The organism is Streptomyces sp. NPDC028305, assembly GCF_055569495.1.
Genome location: NZ_JBVHTN010000007.1, coordinates 150594 through 175620 on the forward strand (window position 1 = coordinate 150594; position 25027 = coordinate 175620).

At 72.5% G+C, this 25027-nt stretch carries 29 protein-coding genes; 15 read left to right on the forward strand and 14 right to left on the reverse strand.

Annotation, left to right across the window (positions count from 1 at the left end):
- Positions 1–3: 3 nt before the first annotated feature.
- The 5 genes from ACZ4WQ_RS30420 to ACZ4WQ_RS30440 all read right to left on the reverse strand — a co-directional run bounded on the left by ACZ4WQ_RS30420 (position 4) and on the right by ACZ4WQ_RS30440 (position 3352).
- Positions 4–1209 carry a nucleotidyl cyclase domain-containing protein gene (locus tag ACZ4WQ_RS30420; protein WP_311729477.1) on the reverse strand — a complete coding sequence of 402 codons (1206 nt, stop codon included), beginning with the start codon at positions 1207–1209 and terminating at the stop codon, positions 4–6.
- Positions 1210–1294: 85 nt separating this feature from the next.
- Positions 1295–1693, reverse strand: a complete 399-nt coding sequence (locus ACZ4WQ_RS30425) for a VOC family protein (RefSeq protein WP_311729476.1) — start codon at positions 1691–1693, stop codon at positions 1295–1297.
- 76 nt (positions 1694–1769) lie between these two features.
- The gene (locus tag ACZ4WQ_RS30430) at positions 1770–2243 is read right to left on the reverse strand and encodes a C40 family peptidase (protein WP_311729475.1); all 474 of its coding nucleotides are present in this window, start codon (positions 2241–2243) and stop codon (positions 1770–1772) included.
- A 158-nt stretch (positions 2244–2401) separates the two neighbouring features.
- Complete coding sequence (locus ACZ4WQ_RS30435; RefSeq protein WP_311729474.1) at positions 2402–2710, reverse strand: hypothetical protein; 309 nt, start codon at positions 2708–2710, stop codon at positions 2402–2404.
- Positions 2711–2716: 6 nt separating this feature from the next.
- Positions 2717–3352 carry an ATP-dependent Clp protease proteolytic subunit gene (locus ACZ4WQ_RS30440; protein ID WP_468022589.1) on the reverse strand — a complete coding sequence of 212 codons (636 nt, stop codon included), beginning with the start codon at positions 3350–3352 and terminating at the stop codon, positions 2717–2719.
- A gap of 80 nt (positions 3353–3432) precedes the next feature.
- Between ACZ4WQ_RS30440 and ACZ4WQ_RS30445 the strand changes: the two genes are divergently transcribed.
- The 8 genes from ACZ4WQ_RS30445 (at position 3433) to ACZ4WQ_RS30480 (ending at position 10279) form a co-directional block, all read left to right on the forward strand.
- Complete coding sequence (locus tag ACZ4WQ_RS30445) at positions 3433–3732, forward strand: type II toxin-antitoxin system Phd/YefM family antitoxin (protein ID WP_311729472.1); 300 nt, start codon at positions 3433–3435, stop codon at positions 3730–3732.
- Between the two features lie 204 nt (positions 3733–3936).
- A complete protein-coding gene (locus tag ACZ4WQ_RS30450) occupies positions 3937–4239 on the forward strand; it encodes an urease subunit gamma (RefSeq protein ID WP_358846217.1) in 303 nt (100 codons plus the stop codon).
- A 15-nt stretch (positions 4240–4254) separates the two neighbouring features.
- Complete coding sequence (locus ACZ4WQ_RS30455) at positions 4255–4566, forward strand: urease subunit beta (RefSeq protein WP_385336551.1); 312 nt, start codon at positions 4255–4257, stop codon at positions 4564–4566.
- Positions 4559–6280: an urease subunit alpha gene (locus tag ACZ4WQ_RS30460; RefSeq protein WP_398373205.1), complete on the forward strand. Its 1722-nt coding sequence runs from the start codon at positions 4559–4561 to the stop codon at positions 6278–6280. The genes ACZ4WQ_RS30455 and ACZ4WQ_RS30460 overlap by 8 nt, the downstream gene beginning before the upstream one ends.
- 15 nt (positions 6281–6295) lie before the next feature.
- On the forward strand, positions 6296–6994 hold the full coding sequence (locus ACZ4WQ_RS30465; protein WP_398373207.1) for an urease accessory protein UreF: 699 nt from the start codon (positions 6296–6298) through the stop codon (positions 6992–6994).
- Between the two features lie 53 nt (positions 6995–7047).
- The gene (ureG, locus tag ACZ4WQ_RS30470; RefSeq protein ID WP_311730594.1) at positions 7048–7755 is read left to right on the forward strand and encodes an urease accessory protein UreG; all 708 of its coding nucleotides are present in this window, start codon (positions 7048–7050) and stop codon (positions 7753–7755) included.
- Complete coding sequence (locus tag ACZ4WQ_RS30475; RefSeq protein WP_398373210.1) at positions 7752–8573, forward strand: urease accessory protein UreD; 822 nt, start codon at positions 7752–7754, stop codon at positions 8571–8573. Before ureG ends, ACZ4WQ_RS30475 begins: the two co-directional genes overlap by 4 nt.
- Before the next feature lie 128 nt (positions 8574–8701).
- A complete protein-coding gene (locus ACZ4WQ_RS30480; RefSeq protein WP_385337214.1) occupies positions 8702–10279 on the forward strand; it encodes an alpha/beta hydrolase in 1578 nt (525 codons plus the stop codon).
- 70 nt (positions 10280–10349) lie between these two features.
- Here the strand turns inward: ACZ4WQ_RS30480 and ACZ4WQ_RS30485 are convergent, their stop codons facing one another.
- On the reverse strand, positions 10350–11417 hold the full coding sequence (locus ACZ4WQ_RS30485; protein ID WP_398373212.1) for an NAD-dependent epimerase/dehydratase family protein: 1068 nt from the start codon (positions 11415–11417) through the stop codon (positions 10350–10352).
- Positions 11418–11713: 296 nt separating this feature from the next.
- Here ACZ4WQ_RS30485 and ACZ4WQ_RS30490 point away from each other — a divergent pair, with 296 nt between their 5' ends.
- The 5 genes from ACZ4WQ_RS30490 to ACZ4WQ_RS30510 are packed head-to-tail and all read left to right on the forward strand — an operon-like array spanning position 11714 to position 16132.
- A complete protein-coding gene (locus ACZ4WQ_RS30490) occupies positions 11714–13219 on the forward strand; it encodes an ATP-binding protein (protein ID WP_398373214.1) in 1506 nt (501 codons plus the stop codon).
- Between the two features lie 25 nt (positions 13220–13244).
- Positions 13245–13631 (forward strand): roadblock/LC7 domain-containing protein, encoded by a 387-nt coding sequence (locus ACZ4WQ_RS30495; RefSeq protein ID WP_311730652.1) that lies wholly within the window; start codon positions 13245–13247, stop codon positions 13629–13631.
- Positions 13628–13987 carry a DUF742 domain-containing protein gene (locus ACZ4WQ_RS30500; RefSeq protein ID WP_311730598.1) on the forward strand — a complete coding sequence of 120 codons (360 nt, stop codon included), beginning with the start codon at positions 13628–13630 and terminating at the stop codon, positions 13985–13987. Before ACZ4WQ_RS30495 ends, ACZ4WQ_RS30500 begins: the two co-directional genes overlap by 4 nt.
- Positions 13968–14591 (forward strand): GTP-binding protein, encoded by a 624-nt coding sequence (locus ACZ4WQ_RS30505; protein ID WP_385336564.1) that lies wholly within the window; start codon positions 13968–13970, stop codon positions 14589–14591. Before ACZ4WQ_RS30500 ends, ACZ4WQ_RS30505 begins: the two co-directional genes overlap by 20 nt.
- Complete coding sequence (locus ACZ4WQ_RS30510; RefSeq protein ID WP_398373217.1) at positions 14588–16132, forward strand: cytochrome P450; 1545 nt, start codon at positions 14588–14590, stop codon at positions 16130–16132. The genes ACZ4WQ_RS30505 and ACZ4WQ_RS30510 overlap by 4 nt, the downstream gene beginning before the upstream one ends.
- On the opposite strand, the gene ACZ4WQ_RS30515 is transcribed toward ACZ4WQ_RS30510, so the two are convergent.
- The 5 genes from ACZ4WQ_RS30515 to ACZ4WQ_RS30535 all read right to left on the reverse strand — a co-directional run bounded on the left by ACZ4WQ_RS30515 (position 16101) and on the right by ACZ4WQ_RS30535 (position 20730).
- Positions 16101–16256 (reverse strand): hypothetical protein, encoded by a 156-nt coding sequence (locus tag ACZ4WQ_RS30515; protein WP_311730601.1) that lies wholly within the window; start codon positions 16254–16256, stop codon positions 16101–16103. The two genes, ACZ4WQ_RS30510 and ACZ4WQ_RS30515, sit on opposite strands and share 32 nt — an antisense overlap.
- Positions 16257–16515: 259 nt before the next feature.
- Positions 16516–17466, reverse strand: a complete 951-nt coding sequence (locus tag ACZ4WQ_RS30520; RefSeq protein WP_358846209.1) for a cytochrome c oxidase assembly protein — start codon at positions 17464–17466, stop codon at positions 16516–16518.
- A 78-nt stretch (positions 17467–17544) separates the two neighbouring features.
- Positions 17545–18570 carry a 6-phosphofructokinase gene (locus tag ACZ4WQ_RS30525; RefSeq protein ID WP_311730603.1) on the reverse strand — a complete coding sequence of 342 codons (1026 nt, stop codon included), beginning with the start codon at positions 18568–18570 and terminating at the stop codon, positions 17545–17547.
- A 152-nt stretch (positions 18571–18722) separates the two neighbouring features.
- The gene (locus ACZ4WQ_RS30530; RefSeq protein ID WP_311730604.1) at positions 18723–19454 is read right to left on the reverse strand and encodes a type 1 glutamine amidotransferase; all 732 of its coding nucleotides are present in this window, start codon (positions 19452–19454) and stop codon (positions 18723–18725) included.
- A gap of 37 nt (positions 19455–19491) precedes the next feature.
- Positions 19492–20730, reverse strand: coding sequence for a Mur ligase family protein (locus tag ACZ4WQ_RS30535; RefSeq protein WP_311730605.1), 1239 nt, complete (start codon positions 20728–20730; stop codon positions 19492–19494).
- A 211-nt stretch (positions 20731–20941) separates the two neighbouring features.
- Here ACZ4WQ_RS30535 and def point away from each other — a divergent pair, with 211 nt between their 5' ends.
- On the forward strand, positions 20942–21490 hold the full coding sequence (gene def / locus ACZ4WQ_RS30540; RefSeq protein ID WP_385336579.1) for a peptide deformylase: 549 nt from the start codon (positions 20942–20944) through the stop codon (positions 21488–21490).
- 20 nt (positions 21491–21510) lie between these two features.
- Here def and ACZ4WQ_RS30545 read toward each other — a convergent pair whose 3' ends face one another.
- Entirely contained in the window at positions 21511–22161 is a 651-nt protein-coding gene (locus ACZ4WQ_RS30545; RefSeq protein ID WP_311730607.1) for a TetR/AcrR family transcriptional regulator, read from the reverse strand.
- Between the two features lie 153 nt (positions 22162–22314).
- Between ACZ4WQ_RS30545 and ACZ4WQ_RS30550 the strand changes: the two genes are divergently transcribed.
- Positions 22315–23541 carry an acyl-CoA dehydrogenase family protein gene (locus ACZ4WQ_RS30550; RefSeq protein WP_311730608.1) on the forward strand — a complete coding sequence of 409 codons (1227 nt, stop codon included), beginning with the start codon at positions 22315–22317 and terminating at the stop codon, positions 23539–23541.
- Between the two features lie 18 nt (positions 23542–23559).
- Here ACZ4WQ_RS30550 and ACZ4WQ_RS30555 read toward each other — a convergent pair whose 3' ends face one another.
- Together ACZ4WQ_RS30555 and ACZ4WQ_RS30560 are read right to left on the reverse strand one after the other, a co-directional pair.
- Positions 23560–24375 (reverse strand): SAM-dependent methyltransferase, encoded by an 816-nt coding sequence (locus tag ACZ4WQ_RS30555; protein ID WP_398373222.1) that lies wholly within the window; start codon positions 24373–24375, stop codon positions 23560–23562.
- The gene (locus ACZ4WQ_RS30560) at positions 24372–24935 is read right to left on the reverse strand and encodes a hypothetical protein (RefSeq protein ID WP_398373224.1); all 564 of its coding nucleotides are present in this window, start codon (positions 24933–24935) and stop codon (positions 24372–24374) included. Before ACZ4WQ_RS30560 ends, ACZ4WQ_RS30555 begins: the two co-directional genes overlap by 4 nt.
- Between the last annotated feature and the right edge of the window lie 92 nt (positions 24936–25027).

Below are 25027 nucleotides of genomic sequence, written 5' to 3' on the forward strand. Positions count from 1 at the left end.
GGCTCACAGGACGCGCTCGACTCCCCCCGTGGTGCCGCGCGCCTCGGCCAGCTCCCGGATGCGCCCGAACACCGGCCCGGCCGCCGGGCTGATCAGATGGTGCGGCATATCGCCGCGCTCGATCACGCCGTACTTGCCGGCGCCCATGAGATACGAGGAGTAGAGGATCAGCCCGTCGGGCCGCCGCATATCGACGGCCAGCGCCGAGAAGCCCGGGAACTCGTCCGTCTGATACACCCGAAGCCCCTCGGCCTCGGCGCCGTAGCGTTCCTTGAACCGGCCGAACCGCTCCAGTGAGTCCTTGATCTTCCGCGTCATGTCCTCCTGGTACTGGTGCGACAGCGTGGCCGCGGCGTCCGAGGACGGATCCAGCAGATAGCAGCTGTAGACGCCGCCCCGGCGCAGCAGACCGAGCACCGCGTCGCGATAGCGGGCCGGGCGCTCCGTGGTCACCAGCCGGCCGGACGAGGTGCGCAGCGCCGTGCCCATGTCGAGGACCTCCTCGGACGCCGCGTCCAGCAGCCGCGCCTTCTCCTCGGAGCTGGGCCGTTCGGGATACGCGTGGACCGTGGTGCCCCCGTCAAGACCGCGGCTCCCCAGCCAGGCCTTGGCCGCTCGCTCAGGCCCGCCGTCCCCGGCCATCAGATACACCCGCTTGCCCTCGTGGCTCCCCACGAGCGCGAACCGCTCCGCGTGCGGGCCCGCGGTGCGGTACACGTCCTCCGAGATCGCCAGGCAGTCCCGGGGGGTCGCCTTCTCCAGATGGGCGGCCAGATTGATGTCGGGGGAGTGGATCGCACCCGTCCGCCCCTCGCCGGTGTGCTGGATCGTGCCCTTGTGCACGGCCATCCGCAGATGCAGCTCGCCGCCCACGCCCGCCCGCGCGAACTCGTCCCGCAGATGGAGCAGGTCCAGGGTGAGAAACGTCCTGGCCGCCTCCAGTGCGACATCGCGGGCCACGCTCTCGCTGTCGTCGTGGACGGCGAAGAAGCCGCCGTCGCCCCGCCAGCTCCACACCCCGCTGCGGGCGCAGCGGCGCTCCGCGGCCAGCTGCTCGATCCGGCTGCGCATCCGCTCGCGCAGCAGATCGAAGGCGTGGGCGGCGCGGTCTCTCGGATTCGACAGAACGATCGTCGAATACCCCGCGGTGTCGACGAACACCAGATACACATGGTCGTAGGTCCGGTCCGCCTCGAACTGCTCGGTCACCACAAGCCCCCTCCTGCTGCCGACACCGGGCCACGCTACGCGCGTTGGCGCAGGCGTCGAAGACCCCCGTCGCAGAAGACTCGCGTCACATCGGCTCCACCAGGCCGCGCTCGACGGCGCTGCGCTCCACGCAGAACTCATTGCCCTCGGGGTCCGCCATCACCACCCAGCCCAGCCCGTCGTCCGTGCGCCGGTCGTCGACGACCCGCGCGCCCAGCGGGAGCAGCCGCTCCACCTCGGCGTCCCGCGTGCCCGAGGGCGGCTGGATGTCGAGGTGGACGCGGTTCTTGACGGCCTTGGCGTCCGGCACCCGCTGGAACAGCAGGCCCGGAGCCCCCGTCTGGCCCGACGAGATCAGCACCTCGTCGTCACCCGGCGCGGAGCCCTCCAGCGGGTACCCGGTGAGGGCGGACCAGAACTGTGCCAGGGCGTACGGGTCATGGGCGTCGAAGGTGATGTTCCGGACCGGGTTCAGATATGACATGTGATCCTCGCGGCGATGGACGGGCCTTCCCGACCCCGCCAACGTACCGGCGCCCACCGACAGTCGGGCTCAGGCATCAGCGCACCTTGCCGTACCAGACCTTCTTGGTCCAGATGCGCTCCAGCCGCACCACGGTCCCCGGCTTGGGCGCGTGCCAGATCCGGCCGCGCCCCGCGTACAGGCCCACGTGGTAGACGCTGCTCCCGGAGTGGAAGAACACCAGGTCGCCGCCGTGGCGGGAGGCGGCCTTGATATGGCGGGTGCGGTTGTACTGCGCGGACGCCGTGCGCGGCAGCCGCTTCCCGGCCCGCTTGTAGGCGTACTGGGTCAGGCCCGAGCAGTCGAAGCGGCTGGGGCCCGCCGCCCCGTATCTGTACGGGGCGCCCTTCTTCGAGGCGGCGATCTGTAGCGCCCGCGCGGCGGCGGACGCCGCGTCGGCCTGCTGTGGAAGCCCTGGCGCCGCTACGGGGCCGCCGACCGCGGCGACGGTCATGGCCGAGACGGCGCCGGCCCTGGACACCACTGCGGGAACTCGCATGTGCGCATTCATCGCGCACCCCCTTCCGTCCGCCGGGGCCCGCCCGGACCGGGCCGGCCAGGCGCCCGGCACGGCGGGTCCTGTCGTCCTAGGGATGGTGCCGCAGCCGTGCCCGGCATGCCGAGCCGGCCGGGCGCGGATTACGCCGTTTGGGTGAACGGGGTCCGGCCTCAGGGCGCCGACGCCGGGGGAAGCGTGACGCGCTCGGTGCGACGCTCGCCGTCCAGGACGCGCAGGGCCCGCTCCAGCGTCGCGGCGTGCAGCCGGCTCTCCCCGCGCTCGTGCATCAGCGCCAGCGCGTCCCGGAGCGCCGTGGCCTTTCCGACCAGGGCCTGCGCGGCGCGCAGCCCCGCGTACGTGTCACTGCCGCGGGCCGGGTTGATGCGGCCCAGCAGGTCCACCACGTCCAGATAGCCGTCCACCAGCGCGCCCTCCGCGCGGGTGAGCGCGGGCAGCGGGGGGAGTTCGGGCGGCAGCACGGCCGCTCACCTCGCCCCGCGCGGCGCCGACGGGCGCTTGCGGCTCTGGGTGAGCCGGTCCACCAGCCCGTAGGCCACCGCGCCCTCCGCGTCGAAGATCTTGTCGCGCTCGACATCGGCGCGGATGCGCTCCGCGCTCTGCCCGGTGTGCCGCACCAGCAGTTCCTCCAGCAGCTCGCGGGTGCGCAGCATCTCCTTGGCCTGGAGCTCCAGGTCGGACGTCGTGCCCTGGACGGGCTCGCTGAACGACGGCTGGTGGATGAGGACCCGCGCGCCGGGCAGCGCGAAGCGCTTGCCGGGGGCCCCGGCGGCGAGCAGCACGGCGGCCGCGGAGGCGGCCTGGCCCAGGCAGACCGTCTCCACGTCGCAGGTGACGAAGTGCATGGTGTCGTAGATCGCCGTCATGGCGGAGAACGAGCCGCCGGGCGAGTTGATGTAGATCGAGATGTCCTGGTCGGGCCCGGCGTGCTCGAGGTGGATGAGCTGTGCGATCACGTCGTTGGCCGAGGTGTCGTCGACCGGCGTGCCGAGGAAGACGATGCGCTCGGACAGGAGCTTGGAGTACGGGTCCATGGTGCGGATCCCGGAGCTCGTGCGCTCGGTGAACTCGGGCAGGACATAGCGCGCCGTCGGGCGTTCCATCGCGTCACCCCTCAGTGTCAGTCGGTAGCCAGGAGCCTGTAAAAAATGTACAGGACGTACACCTCGTTATGATGGGGAGCATGGCCTACGAGATTCCGGTGACGCAAGCCCGAGCAGAGCTCGCGGAGCTCATCAACCGCGTTGTCTACGGCGGTGAGCGCGTGGTCGTGACCCGGCACGGAAAGCCGCTCGTGGCCCTGGTCTCGGCCGATGACCTGCGGCGACTCGAGGAGAGCGAGTCGGAGGCGGAGGATCAGGTGATCAGCACGGTCTCCGCGGTGCGCCCGGTGGCGTCCGCTCCCGGCGAACGGCGGCGGTTCGGCATCGCGGCGGAGCACCGCGGCCCGGACACCGGGGACCGGCGGCCCGGCCGCGCCTGACACAGCCGCCCACCCGCCACCCGCCGCACCCGTACCGCCCGGCCGCACCCCTCGGAGTTAACGCCGTGGAAACGCCGCGGAACTAGCCTTCCGAAACCGGGTGCGAGCCGCCCTGGGCCGCAGGTGAACGGGCGATTTTCCCCTCGACGAGGGACAGAGGGTCCGAGGGACCCCGCCCGACGGGACGAGTGTGAGGTGGTAGGCGTGCAGTTGACCCCGCACGAACAGGAACGGCTGCTCATCCATGTGGCCGCCGACGTGGCCGAGAAGCGGCGGGCCCGCGGAGTGGTCCTCAACCACCCGGAGGCCATCGCGCTGATCACCGCGCACATCCTGGAGGGCGCCCGCGACGGCCGTACGGTCGCCGAGCTGATGTCCTCCGGCCGCGAGGTGCTCACCCGCGAGGAGGTCATGGAGGGCGTCCCCGAGATGATCCACGACGTCCAGGTCGAGGCCACCTTCCCCGACGGCACCAAGCTCGTCACCGTCCACCAGCCGATCGCCTGACGGAGGACGCCTTCCGTGACACCCGGAGAGATCCTGCACGCGGACGAGCCGATCGGCCTCAACGAGGGCCGTCCCGTCACCCGCCTCACCGTGCTCAACGCCGCCGACCGGCCCGTCCAGGTCGGCTCCCACTACCACTTCGCCGAGGCGAACCCCGGCCTCGACTTCGACCGCGCCGCTGCCCACGGCAAGCGCCTGCACATCGCCGCGGGCACCGCCGCGCGCTTCGAGCCCGGCATCCCCGTCGAGGTCGAGCTGGTCCCGATCGCGGGCGCGCGCGTCGTACCCGGGCTGCGCGGGGAAACCGGAGGTTCCCTCGATGGCTGAACTCAACCGCGCCGCGTACACGGACCTCTTCGGGCCGACCGCCGGCGACCGTATACGACTCGCCGACACCGACCTGCTCATCGAGATCGAGGAGGACCGCGCGGGCGGCCCCGGCCGCGCCGGGGACGAGGCGGTCTTCGGTGGCGGCAAGGTGATCCGCGAGTCCATGGGCCAGTCCCGCGCCACGCGCGCCGAAGGGACCCCCGACACCGTGATCACCGGCGCCGTGATCCTGGACCACTGGGGGATCGTCAAGGCCGACATCGGCCTGCGCGACGGCCGGATCACCGGCATCGGCAAGGCGGGCAACCCGGACACCATGGACGGCGTCCACCCCGACCTCGTGATCGGGCCGGAGACCGAGGTCATCGCGGGCAACGGCAGGATCCTCACCGCCGGGGCCATCGACGCCCATGTCCACTTCATCTCCCCGACCATCGCCGACGAGGCGCTGGCGGCGGGCATCACCACCCTGGTCGGCGGCGGCACCGGACCCGCCGAGGGCACCAAGGCGACCACCATCACCCCGGGCCCCTGGCACCTTGCCCGGATGTTCGAGGCGCTGGAGGCCTACCCGGTCAACATCGGGCTGCTCGGCAAGGGCAACACCGTCTCCCGCGAGGCGATGTACTCCCAACTGCGCGGCGGGGCCCTCGGGTTCAAAATCCATGAGGACTGGGGCGCCACCCCCGCCGCCATCGACGCCTGCCTGGGCGTGTGCGAGGAGAGCGGCGCCCAGCTCGCCATCCACACCGACACGCTCAACGAGGCGGGCTTCGTCGGCGACACCCTCGCCGCCATCGCCGGGCGCTCCATCCACGCGTACCACACCGAGGGCGCGGGCGGCGGGCACGCGCCGGACATCATCACCGTGGTGTCCCAGCCCAACGTGCTGCCCAGCTCCACCAACCCGACCCGCCCGCACACCGTCAACACCGTCGAGGAACACCTCGACATGCTGATGGTCTGCCACCACCTCAACCCCGCCGTCCCCGAGGACCTCGCCTTCGCCGAGTCCCGCATCAGGCCCAGCACCATCGCGGCCGAGGACATACTCCACGACCTCGGCGCCATCTCGATCATCTCCTCCGACTCCCAGGCCATGGGGCGGGTCGGCGAAGTCGTGCTGCGCACCTGGCAGACCGCGCACGTCATGAAGCGCCGGCGCGGCGCCCTGCCCGGCGACGGCCGCGCCGACAACCACCGGGCGCGCCGCTACGTCGCCAAATACACCATCAACCCGGCCGTCGCCCAGGGCCTGGACCACGAGATCGGGTCCGTGGAGACCGGGAAGCTCGCCGATCTGGTGCTGTGGGACCCGGCGTTCTTCGGCGTCAAGCCGCAGCTGGTCATCAAGGGCGGACAGATCGCGTACGCGCAGATGGGCGACGCCAACGCCTCCATCCCCACGCCCCAGCCGGTCCTGCCGCGCCCCATGTTCGGCGCGATCGGCCGCGCCCCGGCCACCAACTCGCTCAACTTCGTCACGCGGACCGCGCTCGACGACGGCCTCGTGGAGCGGCTCGGGCTCGGCAAGCGGTTCGTCCCGATCCGCAGCACACGCGGCGTCACCAAGGCCGACATGCGGGAGAACGACGCCCGCCCGCGCGTCGAGGTCGACCCGGACACCTTCACGGTGACCATCGACGGCGAGCCGGTCGAACCGGCCCCGGCCGCGGAACTGCCCATGGCGCAGCGCTACTTCCTCTTCTGAGCGGACGTGGCGACCATGACCGTGCCCCTGTCCGCGGCCACCGCCCGGGCGGCCCTGCTCGTCCTCGCCGACGGCCGGTTCCCCGCCGGGGGCCACGCGCACTCCGGGGGCGCCGAGGCCGCCGTCAAGGCGGGCCGGATCCGGGACGCGGCCACCCTGGAGGAGTTCTGCCGGGGCCGGCTGCACACCGCCGGGCTCACGGCGGCCGGGCTCGCCGCCGCGGCCGCCGCCGGGCTCGACCCGCTCGCGCTCGACGAGGCCGCCGACGCCCGCACCCCGGCCCCCGCCCTGCGCGCCACCGCGCGGCGGCTCGGCAGACAGATGATGCGCGCCGCCCGGGCCACCTGGCCAGGACCGGAGCTCGACGCCCTGGCCGCGGCCCGCCCGCGCGGCGCCCACCAGCCGGTCGTCCTCGGCCTGGCCGCCCGCGCCGCCGGGGCGAGCCCGCTGGACGCCGCGCACATCGCCGCGTACGAGTCGGTCAGCGGGCCCGCGACCGCCGTCGTACGGCTGCTGAGCCTCAACCCCTTCGATGCCACTGCCGTGCTCGCCCGCCTCGTCCCCGAGCTCGACCAGGTGGCGGCGCGCGCCGCCGAGGCGGCCCGGCGGGCCCTCGACGAGGGCCCGGACGCGCTGCCCGCCGCCTCCGCGCCCCTGCTGGACATCACCGCCGAGGCGCACGCGGCCTGGCCCGTACGCCTCTTCGCCTCCTGAGCGCCGTAGCCCGCTCGACCCCATCCCGCACCCCCCAGCCATCCGGAGCCGTCATGCATCTCGACGACCACCTCGACCACGCCGGCGCCTACCCCCAGCGCCACACCCACAGCGCCGCCGACCCCCGCCGCCCCGACGGCACCCGGCGCGCCCTGCGCATCGGCCTGGGCGGCCCCGTGGGCTCCGGGAAGACCGCGACCGTCGCCGCGCTGTGCCGCGCGCTGCGCGACGAACTGTCCATCGCCGTGGTCACCAACGACATCTACACCCGCGAGGACGCCGAGTTCCTGCTGCGCGAGGCCGTGCTGCCCGCGACGCGCATCACGGCGGTGGAGACCGGCGCCTGCCCGCACACCGCCATCCGCGACGACATCTCCGCCAACCTCGAGGCGGTCGAGGACCTCGAGGACGCGCTCGGCGGCCTGGACATCGTGTTCATCGAGTCCGGCGGCGACAACCTCACCGCGACCTTCTCCAAGGGCCTGGCCGACGCGCAGATCTTCGTCATCGACGTGGCGGGCGGCGACGACATCCCGCGCAAGGGCGGCCCCGGCGTGACCACCGCCGACCTCCTGGTCGTCAACAAGACCGACCTCGCGCCGTACGTCGGCTCCGACCTGGAGCGCATGGCCCATGACGCCCGGGCCCAGCGCGGCGACCTGCCCGTCGCCTTCACCTCCCTGGTCGCCGAGAACGGCGTCAAGCCGGTCGCCGACTGGGTGCGCGAGCGGCTGACCGCCTGGACGGCGGCCCCGGCGTGACGGCACCGGCCGTACCGGCTGTACCGGCTACGGGAACCGGCGTACGAGCCACCGCCCGCGTCGTCGCCGAGGCGGACGGGCGGGGCGGAACCGCGCTGCCCGTGCTCGCCGGGGACGGCCCGCTTGCGCTGCGGCGGACACGGCCGGGTGCGGCCGGCGGGGCCGGCGGCGGCGCGGGTGCGGCGCGGGTGACCGTGGTGGGGGCGATGAGCGCCCCGCTCGGCGGCGACCGGCTCGCCCTGGATGTGACGGCCGGGCCCGGCGCCCGGCTCTGGATGGGCGCGGCGGCCGCCACCATCGCCCTGCCCGGCCGGTCGGCCGAACCCGCCCACTACGACGTACGGCTCACCGTCGGCGACGGCGCGACGCTGTGCTGGCTCCCCGAACCGCTCATCTCAGCGCGCGGCAGCGATCTGCGGATGACCTGCCGCGTCGAGCTGGCCCCCACCGCCCGGCTGCTGCTCCGCGAGGAGCAGGTGCTCGGCCGGGCCGGGGAGCCGCCGGGACGGCTGACGGCCCGTCTGACGGTGCGCCGCGCCGGACGGGCCCTGCTGGACCAGGAGCTCGGCTACGGGCCGGGGAGGCCCGGCTGGGACGGCGGCGCGGTCCTCGGCGGGCACCGGGCCACCGGCCAACTCCTGCTCGTCGACCCGGCCTTCGAGGACCGGCCCGTGCCCGTCAGGCAGCTGGGCGAGACGGCGGTCCTCACCCCGCTCGCGGGCCCCGCCGCTCTGGTCACCGCGGTGGCGCCGGACGCGCTGCGGCTGCGCCGGCTGCTCGACGAGGTGACCGCCGATGGCCGCATGTTCACGAATTGACAAAGAAATCCCGGTTCGCGCTGTACCCAGCGGTGAGTCAGGCGCGAGGATCCTTCTGACAATCTGTGATCATCGCCGCAGGGGCGGCGCGACATGGCAGGGGGAGTAGCTACGTGAGACGTACAGCAATGCTCGGCACGGCCGGCGGTGTGCTCACCGGGGCGCTGATAGCGGGCGCCCTGGCCACGCCGATGGCCAGCGCCAAGGCGCGTACGCCGGGGGGAGCGGCGGAGGCGCGCGGTGTGGCGATCGCCGCGGCCAGGGCCGCCGAGGCGGGCGTCGACTGGAAGGACTGCCCGGCCGACTGGAGCCTGGAGAAGCCCATCCAGTGCGGCTATGTGACGGTTCCGCTCGACTACGCCAAGCCGGGCGGCCGCACCATCAAGCTCGCCGTGGACCGGATCGGCAGCACCGGGAGCGCCACCGAGCGCCAGGGCGCGCTGCTCTACAACCCGGGCGGGCCCGGCGGCTCGGGCCTGAAGTTCCCGCGCCGGGTCACCACCGAGAACCCGCTGTGGAAGAAGGCCTCGAAGGCCTACGACTTCGTGGGCTTCGACCCGCGTGGAGTCGGCCACTCCGCCGCCATCTCCTGCGTCGACCCGCAGGAGTTCGTCAAGGCGCCGAAGGCGGACCCGGTGCCGGACAGCGAGGCGGACAAGCGCGCGCAGCGCAAGCTGGCCAAGGAGTACGCGCAGGGGTGCGCGGAGCGCAGCGGCTGGATGCTGCCGTACATGACGACGCCCAACACCGCCCGTGACATCGACGTCATCCGGGCCGCGCTCGGCGAGAAGAAGCTCAACTACCTCGGCGTGTCCTACGGCACCTACATCGGCGGCGTGTACGCCACGCTCTTCCCGACCCATGTGCGCCGCATGATCGTCGACAGCGTGGTCAACCCGTCGCGGGAGAAGATCTGGTACCAGGCCAACCTGGACCAGGACGTCGCCTTCGAGATGCGCTGGAAGGACTGGACGGCGTGGGTCGCCAAGAACGACGCGACCTACCACATCGGGGACACCCCGCAGAAGGTCCAGAAGCAGTGGGAGACGCTGCGCGCGGCCGCCAAGAAGCACCCGATCGGCGGGGTCGTCGGCCCGGCCGAGCTGGTGGGCTTCTTCCAGAGCGCGCCGTACTACGACTCGTCGTGGGCCCCGACCGCCGCGGTGTGGAGCGCCTATCTCGCCGGTGACGAGAAGCAGCTGGTCGAGGCCGCGGGCCCGGATCTGTCCGACACCGCGGGCAACATCTCCTCGGAGAACGGCAACGCCGTCTACACGGCGGTGGAGTGCGCGGACGCCAAGTGGCCGACCAGCTGGCGCACCTGGGACCGGGACAACACCCGGCTGCACAAGGACTACCCATTCATGACCTGGGCGAACGCCTGGATGAACCTGCCGTGCAGCACCTGGGGCGCCCGGCAGCAGACCCCGATTGAGGTCGGCGCGGACAAGGGTCTGCCCCCGACGCTCATCGTGCAGAGCACCCGCGACGCCGCCACCCCGTACGAGGGCGCCGTCGAGCTGCACAAGCGGCTGAAGGGGTCGCGCCTGATCACCGAGAAGGACGCCGGCTCGCACGGGGTCACCGGTCTGGTCAACGCGTGCATCAACGACCGGGTGGACACCTATCTGCTGAAGGGCACGGTGGACGCCCAGGACGTGACGTGCGGCCCGCACGCCACGCCCGTACCGGCCGCCGCCAAGTAGCCGGAGCCACACCGGGCCGGGCCCCGCTCCGGGGGTGCGAGACGCACCCCCTGGGCGGGGCCCGGTGCCGTCAGCGCCCGGAGCCGGCGGCGGACCCGCGCTCGGCCAGCCACGCGTCCTCCGCGGCGTAGTCGAAGAGGTCGAAGGACCCATAGGCCTTGGCCAGGAGCGGGAACGCCTCCCGCCAGTCCCGGCCGCCCGCCAGCCGGCGGGCCGTCCACTCCACCGTCTCCGGGAGCGATTCGGCGTAACCGGTCGCCGCCCGGTAGCCCAGCTCGCGCTCCGCCGCCGACATGTCCATCACCACCGGCCGGGCCGTGCTCCAGGGGGTCTGCCCAAGACCCGGGCGCGGCGGCTCGCCGTCGAACGTGATCAGCTCGCTGGTGGCGCCCATCGCCGCGTCCACCGCGGCCGCGATCTCGGCGACCGTCGGCGCCTGCGGATCGCCCGCGTTGAGCGCCCGGGAGCCGGGCCTGCGGGCGGCCAGCCGCACCAGCTCGGCCAGGTTGTCCACGTGCACCGGGTGGAACCGGCTGGCGCCCCCGTGGGCGAGGATCCGCACCGGCCGTCCGTCGAGCACCCGCTTGACGAAGTACGTCTCGCGGGGCAGGGGGCTGTGCGGGCCGTGGATCGCCCCGGCGCGCAGCAGCGTGGTCGGCAGCCGGTCCCCGGCGGCCAGCAACTCCCGCTCCAGCGCGACCTTGGCGGTGCTGTACGTGTCGTCGCCCGGCGCGACGGTCGGCTGCGACTCGGGAATCGGCACCGGGTAGTCCGGGACGCCGTCCGGCTCGGCCTGGGTGTCGAAGCCGCGGCCTCGGTCGTCCTGGTACACCGCGACGCTGGAGATCACCACCGCCGAGCCGATCCGGTCCGCGAGGCCGAGCAACTGCCGGGCGTGGCGCGACCCGTAGGCCACGCAGTCCAGCAGCACATCGCAGCCGTCCCCGAGCGCCGCCGCCAGCGCGGCGTCGTCCTCCCGGTCCACGGTCACGGCCCGCACCTCCTCGGGCCATCGCTCGTCGCGGCCACCGCCGCGCGAGGCGGCCCGCACCCGCCATCCCTCGGCGGCGAGCGCCCGTACGGCCGCCCGCCCGATCTGTCCCGTCGCCCCGATCACGAATGCGTCTCCGATGGTCATACGCGGACGCTACGTGCTCTCCGGGGCACCGCCCAGCCGCGTTCACCCTGCGCGGATCAGCTCTGGGCGCAACGGCCGTGCGTTCCGGAAAATTTCGAGAACGCAATGAAAATGAAAGAACGCGATCGGTTCTTGGGCTATTTCAATTCGTACTTCAGTGCATTGCCGAGAAAAACGCATATTCGTCTCGGTCGTCGGCGAAAGCGCTATGCTCCTTGGCTCATAGCGAACTCTCCCTGGCTCATTACGAGCCCTTCGCGCTTATTCTCTCCCCGCAGTTCTCAAGAAGGACGCCCATGGTTTTTGCTGGCTCGTCACCCGGAGGCCGGCGGCCCGCCTCCGCGCTCGTATGGCTGATCCCTCCCGCCGCCACGGCGCTCTGCGCGGCGCTGGCCGTGACCCGCGTGCCCACCGGGGCGCGGGCGGCGGCCGTCTGGTGCGGCCTGGCGGCGACGCTGGCGGTGGCCGTGGTGGCGGGCGAGGCGGTGCGCCGCGGGCGCGCCACCGCGACCCTGCGCCTGCGGGCCGCGGAGCGTGAGGCCGCGCTGCGGCAGCGCCTGGTCGACCAGGAGGCGGAGACCAGACGGCTGGCCAAGGAACTGCTCCCCGCGGCCGTGGCCCGGCTCAGGGCCGGCGCCGAACCCGTCGACGTGATGAAGGACATCGACCACTCGCCGTGCCTCGACCCGGACTTCGAGTCCGCGCACCGCTCGGTCCTGGCAGCGATGCTGTACACCGTGCGGGCCGAGGAGGACCTCAGGGACGCCGCCCAGCGGGCCTTCGTCAACATCGCCCGCCGCGTCCAGGCCATCACCAACCAACAGGCCTACGACATGCGGGAGATGGAGGACAAGCACGGCGCCGACCCCGAGGTGTACGCCGATCTGCTCCACCTCGACCACGGCAACGCGCTGATCGGCCGCATGGCGGACAGCATCGCGGTGCTCGGCGGCTCCCGCCCGGGCCGCCAGTGGCGTAGCCCGATCCCGCTGTACAACGTCTGCCGCGGCGCCATCTCGCGGATCCTGGAGTACCGGCGGGTCGATCTGCACTCGGTGGCGGACGTCGGCATCGTCGGCCCCAGCGTCGAGCCGCTGATCCACGCCATGGCCGAACTGCTGGACAACGCCACCCGCTACTCACCGCCGAAGACCCGGGTGCATCTCACCGCGGTCGAGGTCCAGTCCGGGATCGCCATCGAGATCGAGGACGCCGGGGTGGGCCTGACGGAGGAGGCCCGCCGCCGCACCGACCTGGTGCTGGCCCACGCGGCGGCCGGACTCGACCTCAACGACCTGGGCGAGACGCCGCGTCTGGGGCTCGCGGTGGTCGGCCGGCTCGCCCACAAGTACCGCTTCCAGTTCTCGATGCGCCCCTCCGCGTACGGCGGCGTCCGCGCGGTCCTGGTCGTACCGCAGGACATCACCTGCACCACCCCCGCGCCCGGCGGCATGATCGCCCTCGCCGCCAAGCTGCCCCCGCCCAAGCCGGTGCGGCGGCCCACGCCCACCCCGGCCCCGGCGCGCACCGGCCCGGTCCCCGCCGGCCGCGGCCCCGCGATGCAGAACACGGCCGGACTGCCGCAGCGGCGCCGCCGGATGCCCCAGGTGACCCGGCCCGCCCGGGCCCGGGCCGAGAGCGGCGCCGGGCCCGGCGCCCCGGCCGAGCCGGCCGTGGAGCCGGGACTGTGGCTGGGCCCTTTCTTCCAGGGCGTTTCCGGTGCGGCCGAGAACACCGAATCCGGCCGTCCGCACCGTGATGAATCGTCGAACACCTCGTATGAGTCGGATAAGGGTGAATAGGCAAGTGACGCAACCGCGGTACAACATGGACTGGATGCTCCGGGACCTGGCGACCAGCGTTCCGCAGACCCGCCACGTGGTGCTCCTCTCCTCGGACGGCCTGTGCATGGCGCAGATCGGCGCCGACGAGGAAACCGCCGACCGGCTGGCCGCCGCCTGCGCGGGGCTCCAGAGCCTCTCGGGGGCGATCGCCGCCGAATTCCCCGAGGGCGACGGGCGGATGAAACTCGTCGCCATCGAGGTCGACGGCGGGTTCTTCTATCTGATGGCGGCCGGCGTCGGGGCGTATCTGGCGGTGCTGGCCGAGGACAGCGTGGACGCCGGGCTCATGGGCCAGTGCATGAGAAGCCTGGTGGCCCGGCTCGGCGAACACCTCAGCAGCCCGCCGCGCGTCGACGGGCGGACGGCATGAGCGAACCGCGGGAGCGCCTCGCCGAAGGCGCCCCCGAGCGGCTGTACACCCTCGCCGACAGCCGGGCGCGCCGCACCCCGCGGGCCGACGTGGAACTGGTCACCCTGATCGTGGCGCGGGCCGAGACGGAGCCGGGGACACGCCCCGAGTGCGCGGCCGTCCTGAGAATGTGCCAGTTCCCGCTGTCCGTGGCCGAGATCTCCGCGTATCTGGCCCTGCCCGTATCCGGCGTCACCGAGGTGCTCGCGGAGCTGCTCGCGGAGGACCAGGTGGAGACCCGGGCGCCGGTCCCCGCCGCCGAACTGCCCGACCCCGCACTCCTCCAGGCGGTGATGCATGGACTACAGAAGCTCTGAGGCGGTCGCTGGACCGCGCGCCGAGGACGTCCTGCCGTCCTCGGTGAACGCTGCGGTCAAGGTGGTGATCGTCGGTGGGTTCGGCGTCGGCAAGACGACCATGGTCGGCTCGGTGAGCGAGATCCGTCCGCTGACCACCGAGGAGACCATGACCCAGGCCGGGGTCGGCGTGGACGACCTCGCCGGGGTCGAGCGCAAGACCGAGACCACCGTGGCGATGGACTTCGGCCGGATCAGCCTCAACGACCAGCTGGTGCTCTATCTGTTCGGCACGCCCGGCCAGGAGCGCTTCTGGTTCCTGTGGGACGGCCTGTTCGAGGGCGCCCTGGGGGCCGTGGTGCTCATCGACACCCGGCGGCTGGAGGTCAGCTTCGACGTGGTCGGCCGGCTGGAGGAGCGCTCGGTGCCCTTCGTCGTCGCCGTCAACGCCTTCCCCGAGGCCCCCGCCTACCCCGTCGCGGAGCTGCGCGCAGCGATGGACCTGCCCGAATCCGTACCCATGATCGACTGCGACGCCCGGGACCGCGGGTCCAGCCGTGACGCCCTGCTGACCCTCGTGCGCTATCTGCACTCCCTGATCACCGTGACCCCGGAGACCCCGTGACCCCTCCACCCGAGCACCCGGGCACCGACCACCTCGGCACCGGGCAGGTGGCCATGCCTCCCCCCGAATGCCCCGCCCACGCCGCCGTTCACGCCGCCGCCCCCGCCTCCGCCCTGGCGGACCTCTTCGGACCCGGCCACGAAGCCGACCCCAAGGGCTTCTACGAGCGGCTGCGCGCCGAACACGGCGCGGTCGCCCCCGTCCGGGTCGCCGGCGACCTGCCCGCGTGGCTGCTCCTGGGCTACCGGGAGAACCTGGAAGTGGCCCGCACCCCCTCCCGCTTCTCCCGCGACTCCCGCCACTGGGGCGACTGGCGGGAGGGCCGGGTCGCCCCCGACTCGCCGCTGCTGCCGGTGGTCGGCTGGCAGCCCATGTGCACCTTCGCCGACGGCGCCGAGCACGAGCGGCTGCGCACCGCGCTCACCGAGAGCATGGACCGCGTCGACCGGCGCGGGATGCGCCGCCATGTCACCCGGTTCACCAACCAGTTGGTCGAGAAGTTCGCCACCGACGGACACGCCGACCTGGTGACCGAATTCGCCGAGCAGCTGCCCATGCTGGTGCTCACCCAGCTGCTCGGCATGCCCGACGAGGACGGTCCGCGCCTGGTCGAGGCCAGCCGGGACCTGATGAAGGGCACGGAGACGGCCATCAGCAGCAACGAGTACGTCATCCGGACCCTCGAGAACCTGGTGGCCCGCAAGCGCGCCGAGCCCGGTCAGGACCTGGCCTCCTGGCTGTTGAGCCACCCTTCCGGGCTGACGGGGGAGGAGATCGTCCAGCATCTGCGGCTGGTGCTGCTCACCGGCAATGAGACCACCACCAACCTGATAGCCAACACGCTGCTGACGGTGCTGACCGACCCGCGCTTCCGCGCCTCCCTGGCCGGCGGTCAGATGACCCTGCCGGACGCCATCGAGCATGTGCTGTGGAACGAACCGCCGCTCGCCGTGATCCCCGGCCGCTGGGCGACCGGCGACACGGAGCTCGCCGGGCGGCAGATCAAGGCCGGGGACATGCTGCTGCTCGGCCTGGCCGCCGGAAACATCGACCCCGCCATCCGCCCCGAGATCGGCGCGCCCATGTACGGCAACCGCTCCCATCTCGCCTTCAGCGGCGGGCCACACGAATGCCCCGGCCAGGACATCGGCCGTGCCATCACCGACACCGGCATCGACGCCCTGCTGCTGCGCCTGCCCGATCTGCGGCCGGCAGTCCTGGAGACCGAGCTGCGCTGGACCGTCTCGTGGGTCTCCCGCCGCCTCGTGTCGCTGCCCGCCGAGTTCACCCCGCGGCAGGGCGACTCGGACACGGTGGAGACCGAGACGGGCTTGTTGGCACCGGACTTCCTGGCCCGCTATATGGCCCTGCCGGACCGGGCGGAACCGGCCGACCCGGCGGACCCGGCGGAGTTGTCGACCACGCCGGCGCCGCCGCGGGCGGCCGTCGCCGAGCCCGGAAAGCGGCCGTTCCGGGCCCGGTCCTGGTGGCGGTCCCTGTGGCGCGGGCTCAGGCCCGGGCCACCAGCACCCCCACGGTGAGCAGGCCGAGCACCACCCAGCCGAACCAGAGCCATCCATTGCTGCCCAGGGCCACCGAGTACGCGGTCACCACGACCAGGCCCCCCACCGTGCACGCTGTCATCGCCTTCGCAGATCCGGGCATCCCCGCAACCTCCTCAGCCTCAACGGCCCAGGAGGACATCGTCGTACGGACGCCGCCCCCGCCGCTAGACATCGTCCGGCGGCGGGGGCGGCGGGGTGCTCGGTTTGGCCGAAACGGTCAGGTCCTGTCTCCCTGATCTCTGTGACGGTGACATCAGCGGCTCCGCCGCGGGGGCCCGCGGCGTCAGGGGGCACCGCCCAGCGGTAGCTGGGGGCGCGTGCCAGGCGTCGCGGGCCCGCAGAGATCGGGGAGACAGGGCCTAACGGCCGCGGCCCTGAAGCGAGGCCAGATAGGCGTTGTACGCGGCGAGCTCCTGGTCGCCGTCCCGGTCCGCCGTACGGTCCGCGCGCCGCGCCTGGCGCTGGTCCGACTTGTACCACTGGGCGAGCAGCGCGACCAGGACGATCACCGAGGGGATCTCACTGAAGGCCCAGGCGATCCCGCCCGCCGCCGTCTGGTCGGACAGTGCGTCGATGCCCAGCGAGGCGGGCGGGTGCTCGTAGGTGCCGACCATGGGCTCGCTCGCCATCATCAGGGCGATCCCGAAGAACGCGTGGAACGGCATGCCCGCGAAGAGCTCCAGCATCCGCATCACATAGCCGGGCCGGTGCGGGCCCGGGTCCACACCCATGATCGGCCAGAAGAAGAACAGGCCGACCAGCAGGAAGTGGGTCATCATCGCGATGTGTCCGAGCTTGCTCTCCATGAGGAAGTCGAAGAGCGGGGTGAAGTAGAGCCCGTACAGGCTCGCGATGAACATCGGGATCGTGAACGCCGGGTGGCTGACGATCCGCACATAGCGGCTGTGCAACAGTGCCACCAGCAGCTCCCGGGGCCCCTTGCGGCCACGCCCGGCCGTCGGCAGGGCGCGCAGGGTCAGCGTCACCGGGGCGCCGAGCAGCAGCAGGATCGGCGAGACCATGCTGACGACCATGTGCTGGACCATGTGCACGCTGAACATGACCATGCCGTAGTCATTGAGCTTGGTGCACATCACCAGCGCGATGGTGAGGACCCCGAGCGCGAACGACGCCGTCCGGCTCACCGGCCAGCGGTCGCCGCGCCGCGCCAGCCGCGCCACGCCCCAGCCGTACAGGGCGAGCGCCACCACACAGCCGATCAGGAAGAACGCGTCCCCGCCGAACTCCAGCCCGCGCGCCAGCGTGAACGGCGGCAGATCCATGGGCATGCCGTGCCCGCCGTGATCCATGTGTTGTTCTCCTGGTAGTAACGCGACATTGCGACGCGCCCCCGCCAAGCGCCTCGCACCAGGGTAGAACCGCTCAGCTCACAGGACGCACTCGGCCTCGGCGTACCGCTCGGCGGGCACCGTCTTGAGGTGCTCCACGGCCTGGGCGAGGGGCACCAGCGTGATGTCCGTGCCGCGCAGCGCCGTCATGCTCCCGAAGGCGCCGCGGTGCACGGCCTCCACGGCGTGCCAGCCGAACCGGGTGGCCAGCACCCGGTCGTACGCCGTCGGCGTGCCGCCCCGCTGCACATGGCCGAGAATCACCGCCCGCGCCTCCTTCTCCAGGCGCCGTTCCAGCTCGACGGAGAGCTGCCGGGCCACCCCGGCGAACCGCTCATGGCCGTAGACGTCCGTGCCGCCCGCCTCGAAGGCCATGGTGCCCTCGCGCGGCTTCGCGCCCTCCGCCACGACCACGATCGCGAACTTCTTGCCCGCCTCGAAGCGCGCCCCGACCACCTTGGTCAGCTCGTCGATGTCGAACGGGCGCTCCGGCACCACGATCGCGTGGGCGCCCGCGGCCATCCCGGAGTGCAGCGCGATCCAGCCGGTGTGCCGCCCCATGACCTCGACGATCAGCACCCGCTGGTGCGACTCGGCGGTGGTCTTCAGCCGGTCCAGGGCCTCGGTGGCCACGCCGACCGCCGTGTCGAAGCCGAAGGTCACATCGGTGGACGCGATGTCGTTGTCGATCGTCTTGGGGACGCCGACGATGGGCAGCCCCGCGTCCGACAGCAGCCGGGCCGCCTTGAGCGTGCCCTCCCCGCCGATCGGGATGATCGCGTCCAGGCCGAGCTCGGCGACGTGCCCCTTGGCGCGCTCCACGCCGTCGCGCAGCCGCGTGGGCTGGACCCGGGTGGACCCCAGGATGGTGCCGCCGAGCGCCAGGATGCCGCCCACGGCGTCGAGGTCGAGCTTGCGGTAGTCGCCCTCAAGCAGGCCCTTCCAACCGTCGTGGAAGCCGATCACCTCATCGCCGTGGTCGACGACGGCGCGGTGTACGACGGACCTGATCACAGCGTTCAGGCCGGGGCAGTCGCCGCCGGACGTGAGCACACCAATGCGCATGGCCCTGATACCTCTGCAATGTGGGCTGACGGCCGGACCGCGTCGTCCGGCGGGACCCCGCCACCCTACAAGCGCGGGGGCGGCGGGGCCGTGGTGTGTCCGCCATGCGGGCGGACGGTGCGGACCGGGCGGGCCGAAGGGGCCCGGGCCGGTTACGCGGAGGCCTGGGTGGCCGCCGTGATCCGCTCGTTGCGCAGCGCGTCGTACCACTGGTCGTTCACCGGCGGCAGCGCGTTCACATCCAGCGCCAGCTTGAGCAGCAGGTCCGCGATGTGCGGGTTGCGGGCCATGACCGGGCCGTGCATGTAGGTGCCGAAGACGGTGTCGTTGTACGCGCCCTCGGTGCCGTCGCCCGTGCCGTTGCCGTTCCCGAACCGCACGCGCGCGAAGGGGCGCGCGGTCGGGCCCAGGTGGGTCACGCCCTGGTGGTTCTCGAAGCCGGTCAGCGGCGGCAGCCCCAGCCGGTCGTCGATGTCGGCCAGGACGTCGCCGACGCAGCGCTCGCCCTCGCCCCGGGTGCTCACCACATCGAGCAGCCCCAGGCCCGGCTCGCGCTGTCCGAGGTCGTTGATGAACTCGTGCCCCAGGATCTGGTAGCCCGCGCACACCGAGAACACGATGGCCCCGTTGGAGACCGCGCGGTTCAGCCCGCCGTCCCGGCGCAGCCGCTCGGACGCCAGCCGCTGCGGCCGGTCCTCGCCGCCACCGATCAGATAGATGTCACCGGAGGTGGGGATCTGCTGGTCGGAGCGGACGTCGAGGCGGGAGACATCCAGTCCGCGCTGGCGCGCCCGGCGCTCCACGACGAGCGCATTCCCCTGGTCGCCGTACGTGCTCAGCAGGTCCGGGTAGACCCACACGAGCCGCAGGCTGTTCTGGTTCATCCGTCGCATTTTGATTGCCCTTTTTGCTCGTACGGCCTCAGTTGCCCACGCGGCGGCGCAGGTCCTGGAACGCGGTGTAGTTGGCGATCGCCTCGATCCGGCCGGGCGGGGCGATCTGCAAGGCCTCGTCCACGGTCTCGCAGACCCGGAAGTCCAGGCCCGCGACCTCCAGCCGCACCGCGAGGTCCAGCTTGCGGTCGCCGATCACGCAGATCGGGTGCCCGGCGAGCCGGGTGTAGTCCACGTCCCACAGCCAGGAGGTGTCCGTGCCGTCCGCGCCCCGGGCGTTCACCGACAGCAGCACCGGGGTGGGCGGCGGGTCGATGAGGGAGAAGGTCTCCAGCCAGCCCGCCGGGTTCTTGGCCAGCAGCAGCCGCAGCTGGCGCTCCTGGAAGGTGACCACGTCGTACCGCCCGGCGACCGCCTGGACCTGGTACATCCGCTCCAGCGCCACCTGCGGCGGCACCCCGAAGGTCGCCGCGACGGCCGCCGAGGTGGCGGCGTTCGCCTTGTTGGCGCGGCCGGGGAGCTGGAGGTGGATCGGCCAGGCCGAGCCGTGCGGGTCCATCACGTAGTCGCCGTTGAGCGCCCAGGTGGGGACGGGGCGGCGGAAGCCGCAGTCGCCGCAGACCCAGTCGTCGCCGGGGCGCTGAAGCACACCGCCGCACGAGGGGCAGGACCAGGCGTCGTCCTTCCACTCCTGGCCGGCCGCGACCCAGACCACATTGGGCGAGGAGGAGGCGGCCCAGACGATCAGTGGGTCGTCCGCGTTCGCGATCACCACGGCCTTGGAGCCGGAGAGGCCCTCTCGCCACTTCTCCGCGAGCATGCGCGTCTCGGCGGCCCGGTCGAGCTGGTCGCGCGAGAGGTTGAGCAGCGCGATCGCCTTCGGCTCCGTGTCGCGTGCCACCCCGGCCAGGTACTTCTCGTCGACCTCGATCACGCCGTAACGGGCGTCGGAGCCGCCGGCGAGTGCCGAGGTGATACCGGCGGGCATGTTCGCCCCGAGCGCGTTGGAGACAACGGGCCCCGCCGCCCGCAGCGCCTCGGCGATGAGCCGGGTGGTCGTGGTCTTGCCATTGGTCGCCGACACCAGGATCACGTCCAGGTGTCGCGCCAGCCTGCCCAGCAGCTCGGGGTCGAGCCGCAGGGCCACCTTGCCGCCGATCACCGATCCGCTGCCGCGGCCCGCCGCCCGCGACACCGCTGCCGCGGCCTTGCCCGCCGTCACGGCCAGCTTGGCCCGCGGCGACAGCGGCTCCGAGTTGCCTGCCATCGTCTTCGTCCTCCTCGCATACCGGCGCCGCTCCTGCCCCCTGAGGCGCCGGTGGTACGCCCCCTCCGCGCCGAATCGCCAGCCGGGAGGCCACGGTCGGGGATCAGCCTATCGAGATCCGGGCGCTGTCCCGAACCTCACCCGCACAACCTAGACCCTGCCTCCCCGATTCCCGCGGGCCCGCGACGCCTGGCACGTAGGCTTTGCTGCCATGCGAAACGGCGCGATCCCCGGCAGTCGGGGACTGGTGCGGACGATGCGGCTGCTCGGCGATCCGGTGCTGGCCACGCCCTGCGAGGAGGTCACCGCGTTCGACGCGGCCCTCGGGCGGCTGGTCGAGGACATGTACGCGACGATGTACGCGGCGCAGGGCGTCGGTCTCGCCGCGAACCAGGTCGGCGTGGGCCTGCGGGTGTTCGTCTACGACTGCCCGGACGACGAGGACCGCCGTCACCTGGGGCATGTGGTCAATCCGCGGCTGGTCGAGGCCGATGGGGTGACGGTGCGGGGGACGGAGGGCTGTCTCTCGCTGCCCGGCATCGAGGCGGGCACCCCGCGCCACGACCACGCGGTCGTGGAGGGGGTGACCGTGGCCGGGAAGCCGGTGCGGGTGGAGGGCACGGGCTTCTTCGCGCGCTGTCTCCAGCACGAGTGCGACCACCTCGACGGGCGCCTGTTCACCGACCGGCTCACCGGCCTGCGCCGCCGCCGCGCCCTGCGCGCGGCCCAGCGCGCGCCGTGGTCCGCGGACACGGCCTGAGGCCCGGTCCCCGGGTCCGCTCAGGTGCGCGGTGCGCCGATGCGGTCGTCCACCATGGTGAGCCGCCCCCACAGCAGATCGGTGAGGTGCCGCACCAACTCGGCGCGGGTGCAGGGCCGCTCGCGCAGCCACCAGTCGCCCGCCGCGTGCATCATGCCGACGATCCCGTGTCCCCAGACGCGGGCCACGCGTGTGCCGTCGGGGCCGAGGTCGAGCTGTTCGGTGATCACCTTGGCCAGTTCCTCGCCGAGGCGGCGCAGCACCGGGGCCGAGTGGCGGCCGATGTCGAAGCCCTGCTCCGCCTGGGGGGCGTCCTCGGCGGGGTGCATCAGGAAGCGGTAGACCTGGGGCCGCGCCTCGATCGCCGCGAGGTACGTGTCCAGCGTGGCCTCGACGCGCTCCCGGCGGTCGTTGGGGGCGTCGAGCGCGGCGCGCAGCGAGGCGAGGAGCGCGTCGGTGTGGCGCTTGGCGAGGGCGCGATAGAGCCCGCCCTTGTCGCCGAAGTGGCGGTACAGGATGGGCTTGGTGATGCCCGCCTCCGCGGCGATCGCGTTCATCGAGGCGTCCGGCCCGTCCCGCAGCACCACCCGGTCCGCCGCCTCCAGCAGCTCCTTGCGCCGCCGCTGGGCCGCCTGCTGCTGATCGTCACGCTGGCTGGTGCCGGTGTCCATGAAGTCGCCTCCCGCCCCCTGGTCGTTCTTTACGCCTGCGAAACGTAACACTCCGGGCTGGCGCGGGGGGATGGATCTGCCGTGGGAGTTGACATCGTCTACTCGCGAGTAACAGACTCTTGTTACCGACGGTAATGGTGAGGTGGAGGGGTAATGCCGGAATTCTCGTTCGAGCTCGACGACGACCAGAAGGCGGTGCGCGACTGGATTCACGGATTTGCGGTCGATGTGATGCGCCCGGCCGCGGCGGAATGGGACGAGCGGGAGGAGACCCCCTGGCCGATCATCCAGGAGGCCGCGAAGATCGGGCTGTACTCACTGGACTTCTACGCCCAGCAGTACTTCGACCCCACCGGCCTCGGCATCCCGATGACCATGGAGGAGCTGTTCTGGGGCGACGCGGGCATCGCGCTCGCCATCGTCGGCACCTCCCTGGCCGCCGTCGCCGTCCTCGCCAACGGCACCGAGGAGCAGATCGGCACCTGGATCCCGCCCATGTACGGCGACGCGAACGACGTGAAGGTCGCCGCGTTCTGCTCCTCCGAACCGGACGCCGGATCGGACGTCGCCGCGATGCGCACCCGGGCCGTCTACGACGAGGCCAAGGACGAGTGGGTCATCAACGGCACCAAGACCTGGGTCACCAACGGCGGCATCGCGGGCGTCCACGTCGTGATCGCCTCCGTCGACCCGGAGCTGGGTGCCCGCGGCCACGCGTCCTTCGTGGTGCCCCCGGGCACCCCCGGCCTCTCCCAGGGGCAGAAGTTCAAGAAGCACGGCATCCGCGCCTCGCACACCGCCGAGGTGGTCCTGGACGGCGTCCGCGTCCCCGGCCACTGTCTGCTCGGCGGCAAGGAGAAGCTCGACGAGCGCCTCGCCCGCGCCCGCGAGCGGGCCCGCGCCGGCACCGAGCGCGGCAGGAACGCCGCCATGGCGACCTTCGAGGCCTCCCGCCCGGCCGTCGGCGCCCAGGCGGTCGGCGTGGCCCGCGCGGCGTACGAGGTGGCGCTCGACTACGCGAAGAACCGGGTGCAGTTCGGCCGGCCCATCATCGACAACCAGGGCATCGCCTTCCAGCTCTCCGACATGCGCACCCGGATCGACGCGGCGCGCCTGCTGGTGTGGCGCGCCTCCTGGATGGCCACCGCGGGCAAGCCCTTCACCGCCGCCGAGGGGTCGATGTCCAAGCTCTTCGCCGGGGAGACGGCGAAGGCGGTGACGGCCCAGGCGGTGCAGATCCTCGGGGGCAACGGATTCACCCGTGAGTACCCGGTGGAGCGGATGCACCGCGATGCGGCGATCTTCACGATCTTCGAGGGTACGAGCGAGATCCAGCGCCTGGTCATCGCCCGCACCCTGTCCGGCATGCAGATCCGCTGACGGGGAGCGGCGGGGGCGTCAGAGTTTGCGGGCGACGCCCCCGTAGACGTCGGTCTTCTCGACGGGCGCGTCGGGGGGCTCGGGGCGCCACAGGGGGCAGGACGCGATGCCGGGCTCGATCAGCTCAAGACCGTCGTAGAAGCGCGCGACCTGCTCGGGGCTGCGCAGCACGTACGGCACCGCGCCGGTGTCGTCGTAGCCCTGCTGGGCCTGCTTGAGCGCCTGGTCCGTGTCCGTGCTGTCGTAGTGCACGAAGTAGCTGCCCGGCGGAAGCGCCTCCTGGAGCCGCCGCACGATCGCCCGGGCCTCGTCGTAGTCCTGGATGTGGCCCAGGATGCCCATGAGCATCAGCGCGACGGGGCGGCTGAAGTCCAGCGTCTTGGTCGCGGCCTGAAGGATCTTCTCGGGGTCGTGCAGATCGGCGTCGATGTAGTCGGTGACGCCCTCGGGGGTGCTGGTGAGCAGGGCCTGGGCGTGCCGGAGCACCAGGGGGTCGTTGTCGACATAGACGATGCGGGCCTCGGGGGCGATCCGCTGGGCGACCTGGTGGGTGTTGTCGTACGTGGGCAGCCCGGTGCCGATGTCCAGGAACTGGCGGATCCCGGCCTCTCCGGCCACATGCGTCACCGTGCGGATCAGATACGCCCGGGACGCGCGGGCCATGACCTCGATGGTGGGCGCGACCTCGCGGTACTGGTCGCCGGCCACCCGGTCGACCTCGTAGTTGTCCTTGCCGCCCATCCAGTAGTTCCAGATCCGGGCCGAGTGCGGAACCGAGGTATCGATCTTGCCTGAGGCCGGCTGCTGGTGGGGGGTGGACGAGCCGTGAGTCATCTAGGGATTCTCCTGCCCTGCGTGAGGCCGTGCGCGGAGTTCCAACTTACCGCCGAGGCAAGGGACTTCGCCGCGCCGGGGCGCACGGTGAGCACCGGGGCGTGCTGGGCGAGGGTGGCGAAGGCGCGCTCGTAGGCGGCCGCCACGGCCTCGGTCTCCGCCGCGGCCGCCGTCGCGTCCCGCCCGCCGGGCCGCCCCGCGAGCGCGGGTGGCGGGGCCGTCAGATGCAGAAACGCGCCGCCGCGCTCGGCCACCGCCTCGGCGAAGTCGAAGGCCTCGATCCAGGTCACCCGGGAGTGTCCCCGGCGCAGCGGCCCGTAGACCAACTCGCCGACGAACCTGGAGTCCAGGGCGAGCCGCCCGCCGCGCCGCAGCAGCTCGCGGTACGGGCGCGCCGGGTCGAGCGCGGGCAGCTCGCGGGGCGGGCGCTCGACGGTGAACCCGTGGCGGTGGGCCAGCCAGGTCAGCAGCCCGGCGCGGGCGGCGCCGCCACAGCCCTCCACGATCAGGACGCGGCGCCGCACCGCCTCGTGGAAGTCCATCCGCGCCACCCCGGTCATGCCGACATCCCGGTCAACCCGCCGTTCCGTTCGTTGATCCCGCACGGGGCATTCAGTGTGCGCGGCCCGGTCGTCCGGGGGGAGTCCGGGGC

Bases quoted from the DNA above. Each gene is read 5' to 3' on its own strand.
- ureG (WP_311730594.1), top strand. From the start codon at position 7,048: ATGCATCTCGACGACCACCTCGACCACGCCGGCGCCTACCCCCAGCGC.
- ACZ4WQ_RS30460 (WP_398373205.1), top strand. From the start codon at position 4,559: ATGGCTGAACTCAACCGCGCCGCGTACACGGACCTCTTCGGGCCGACC.
- ACZ4WQ_RS30550 (WP_311730608.1), top strand. From the start codon at position 22,315: ATGCCGGAATTCTCGTTCGAGCTCGACGACGACCAGAAGGCGGTGCGC.
- ACZ4WQ_RS30430 (WP_311729475.1), bottom strand. From the start codon at position 2,243: ATGAATGCGCACATGCGAGTTCCCGCAGTGGTGTCCAGGGCCGGCGCC.
- ACZ4WQ_RS30495 (WP_311730652.1), top strand. From the start codon at position 13,245: ATGGACTGGATGCTCCGGGACCTGGCGACCAGCGTTCCGCAGACCCGC.
- ACZ4WQ_RS30485 (WP_398373212.1), bottom strand. From the start codon at position 11,417: ATGACCATCGGAGACGCATTCGTGATCGGGGCGACGGGACAGATCGGG.
- ACZ4WQ_RS30480 (WP_385337214.1), top strand. From the start codon at position 8,702: ATGCTCGGCACGGCCGGCGGTGTGCTCACCGGGGCGCTGATAGCGGGC.
- ACZ4WQ_RS30525 (WP_311730603.1), bottom strand. From the start codon at position 18,570: ATGCGCATTGGTGTGCTCACGTCCGGCGGCGACTGCCCCGGCCTGAAC.
- ACZ4WQ_RS30445 (WP_311729472.1), top strand. From the start codon at position 3,433: ATGGCCTACGAGATTCCGGTGACGCAAGCCCGAGCAGAGCTCGCGGAG.
- ACZ4WQ_RS30555 (WP_398373222.1), bottom strand. From the start codon at position 24,375: ATGACTCACGGCTCGTCCACCCCCCACCAGCAGCCGGCCTCAGGCAAG.
- ACZ4WQ_RS30465 (WP_398373207.1), top strand. From the start codon at position 6,296: ATGACCGTGCCCCTGTCCGCGGCCACCGCCCGGGCGGCCCTGCTCGTC.
- ACZ4WQ_RS30515 (WP_311730601.1), bottom strand. From the start codon at position 16,256: ATGCCCGGATCTGCGAAGGCGATGACAGCGTGCACGGTGGGGGGCCTG.
- ACZ4WQ_RS30520 (WP_358846209.1), bottom strand. From the start codon at position 17,466: ATGGATCACGGCGGGCACGGCATGCCCATGGATCTGCCGCCGTTCACG.
- ACZ4WQ_RS30425 (WP_311729476.1), bottom strand. From the start codon at position 1,693: ATGTCATATCTGAACCCGGTCCGGAACATCACCTTCGACGCCCATGAC.
- ACZ4WQ_RS30530 (WP_311730604.1), bottom strand. From the start codon at position 19,454: ATGAACCAGAACAGCCTGCGGCTCGTGTGGGTCTACCCGGACCTGCTG.
- ACZ4WQ_RS30505 (WP_385336564.1), top strand. From the start codon at position 13,968: ATGGACTACAGAAGCTCTGAGGCGGTCGCTGGACCGCGCGCCGAGGAC.
- ACZ4WQ_RS30490 (WP_398373214.1), top strand. From the start codon at position 11,714: ATGGTTTTTGCTGGCTCGTCACCCGGAGGCCGGCGGCCCGCCTCCGCG.
- ACZ4WQ_RS30560 (WP_398373224.1), bottom strand. From the start codon at position 24,935: ATGACCGGGGTGGCGCGGATGGACTTCCACGAGGCGGTGCGGCGCCGC.
- ACZ4WQ_RS30440 (WP_468022589.1), bottom strand. From the start codon at position 3,352: ATGGAACGCCCGACGGCGCGCTATGTCCTGCCCGAGTTCACCGAGCGC.
- ACZ4WQ_RS30535 (WP_311730605.1), bottom strand. From the start codon at position 20,730: ATGGCAGGCAACTCGGAGCCGCTGTCGCCGCGGGCCAAGCTGGCCGTG.
- ACZ4WQ_RS30545 (WP_311730607.1), bottom strand. From the start codon at position 22,161: ATGGACACCGGCACCAGCCAGCGTGACGATCAGCAGCAGGCGGCCCAG.
- ACZ4WQ_RS30500 (WP_311730598.1), top strand. From the start codon at position 13,628: ATGAGCGAACCGCGGGAGCGCCTCGCCGAAGGCGCCCCCGAGCGGCTG.
- def (WP_385336579.1), top strand. From the start codon at position 20,942: ATGCGAAACGGCGCGATCCCCGGCAGTCGGGGACTGGTGCGGACGATG.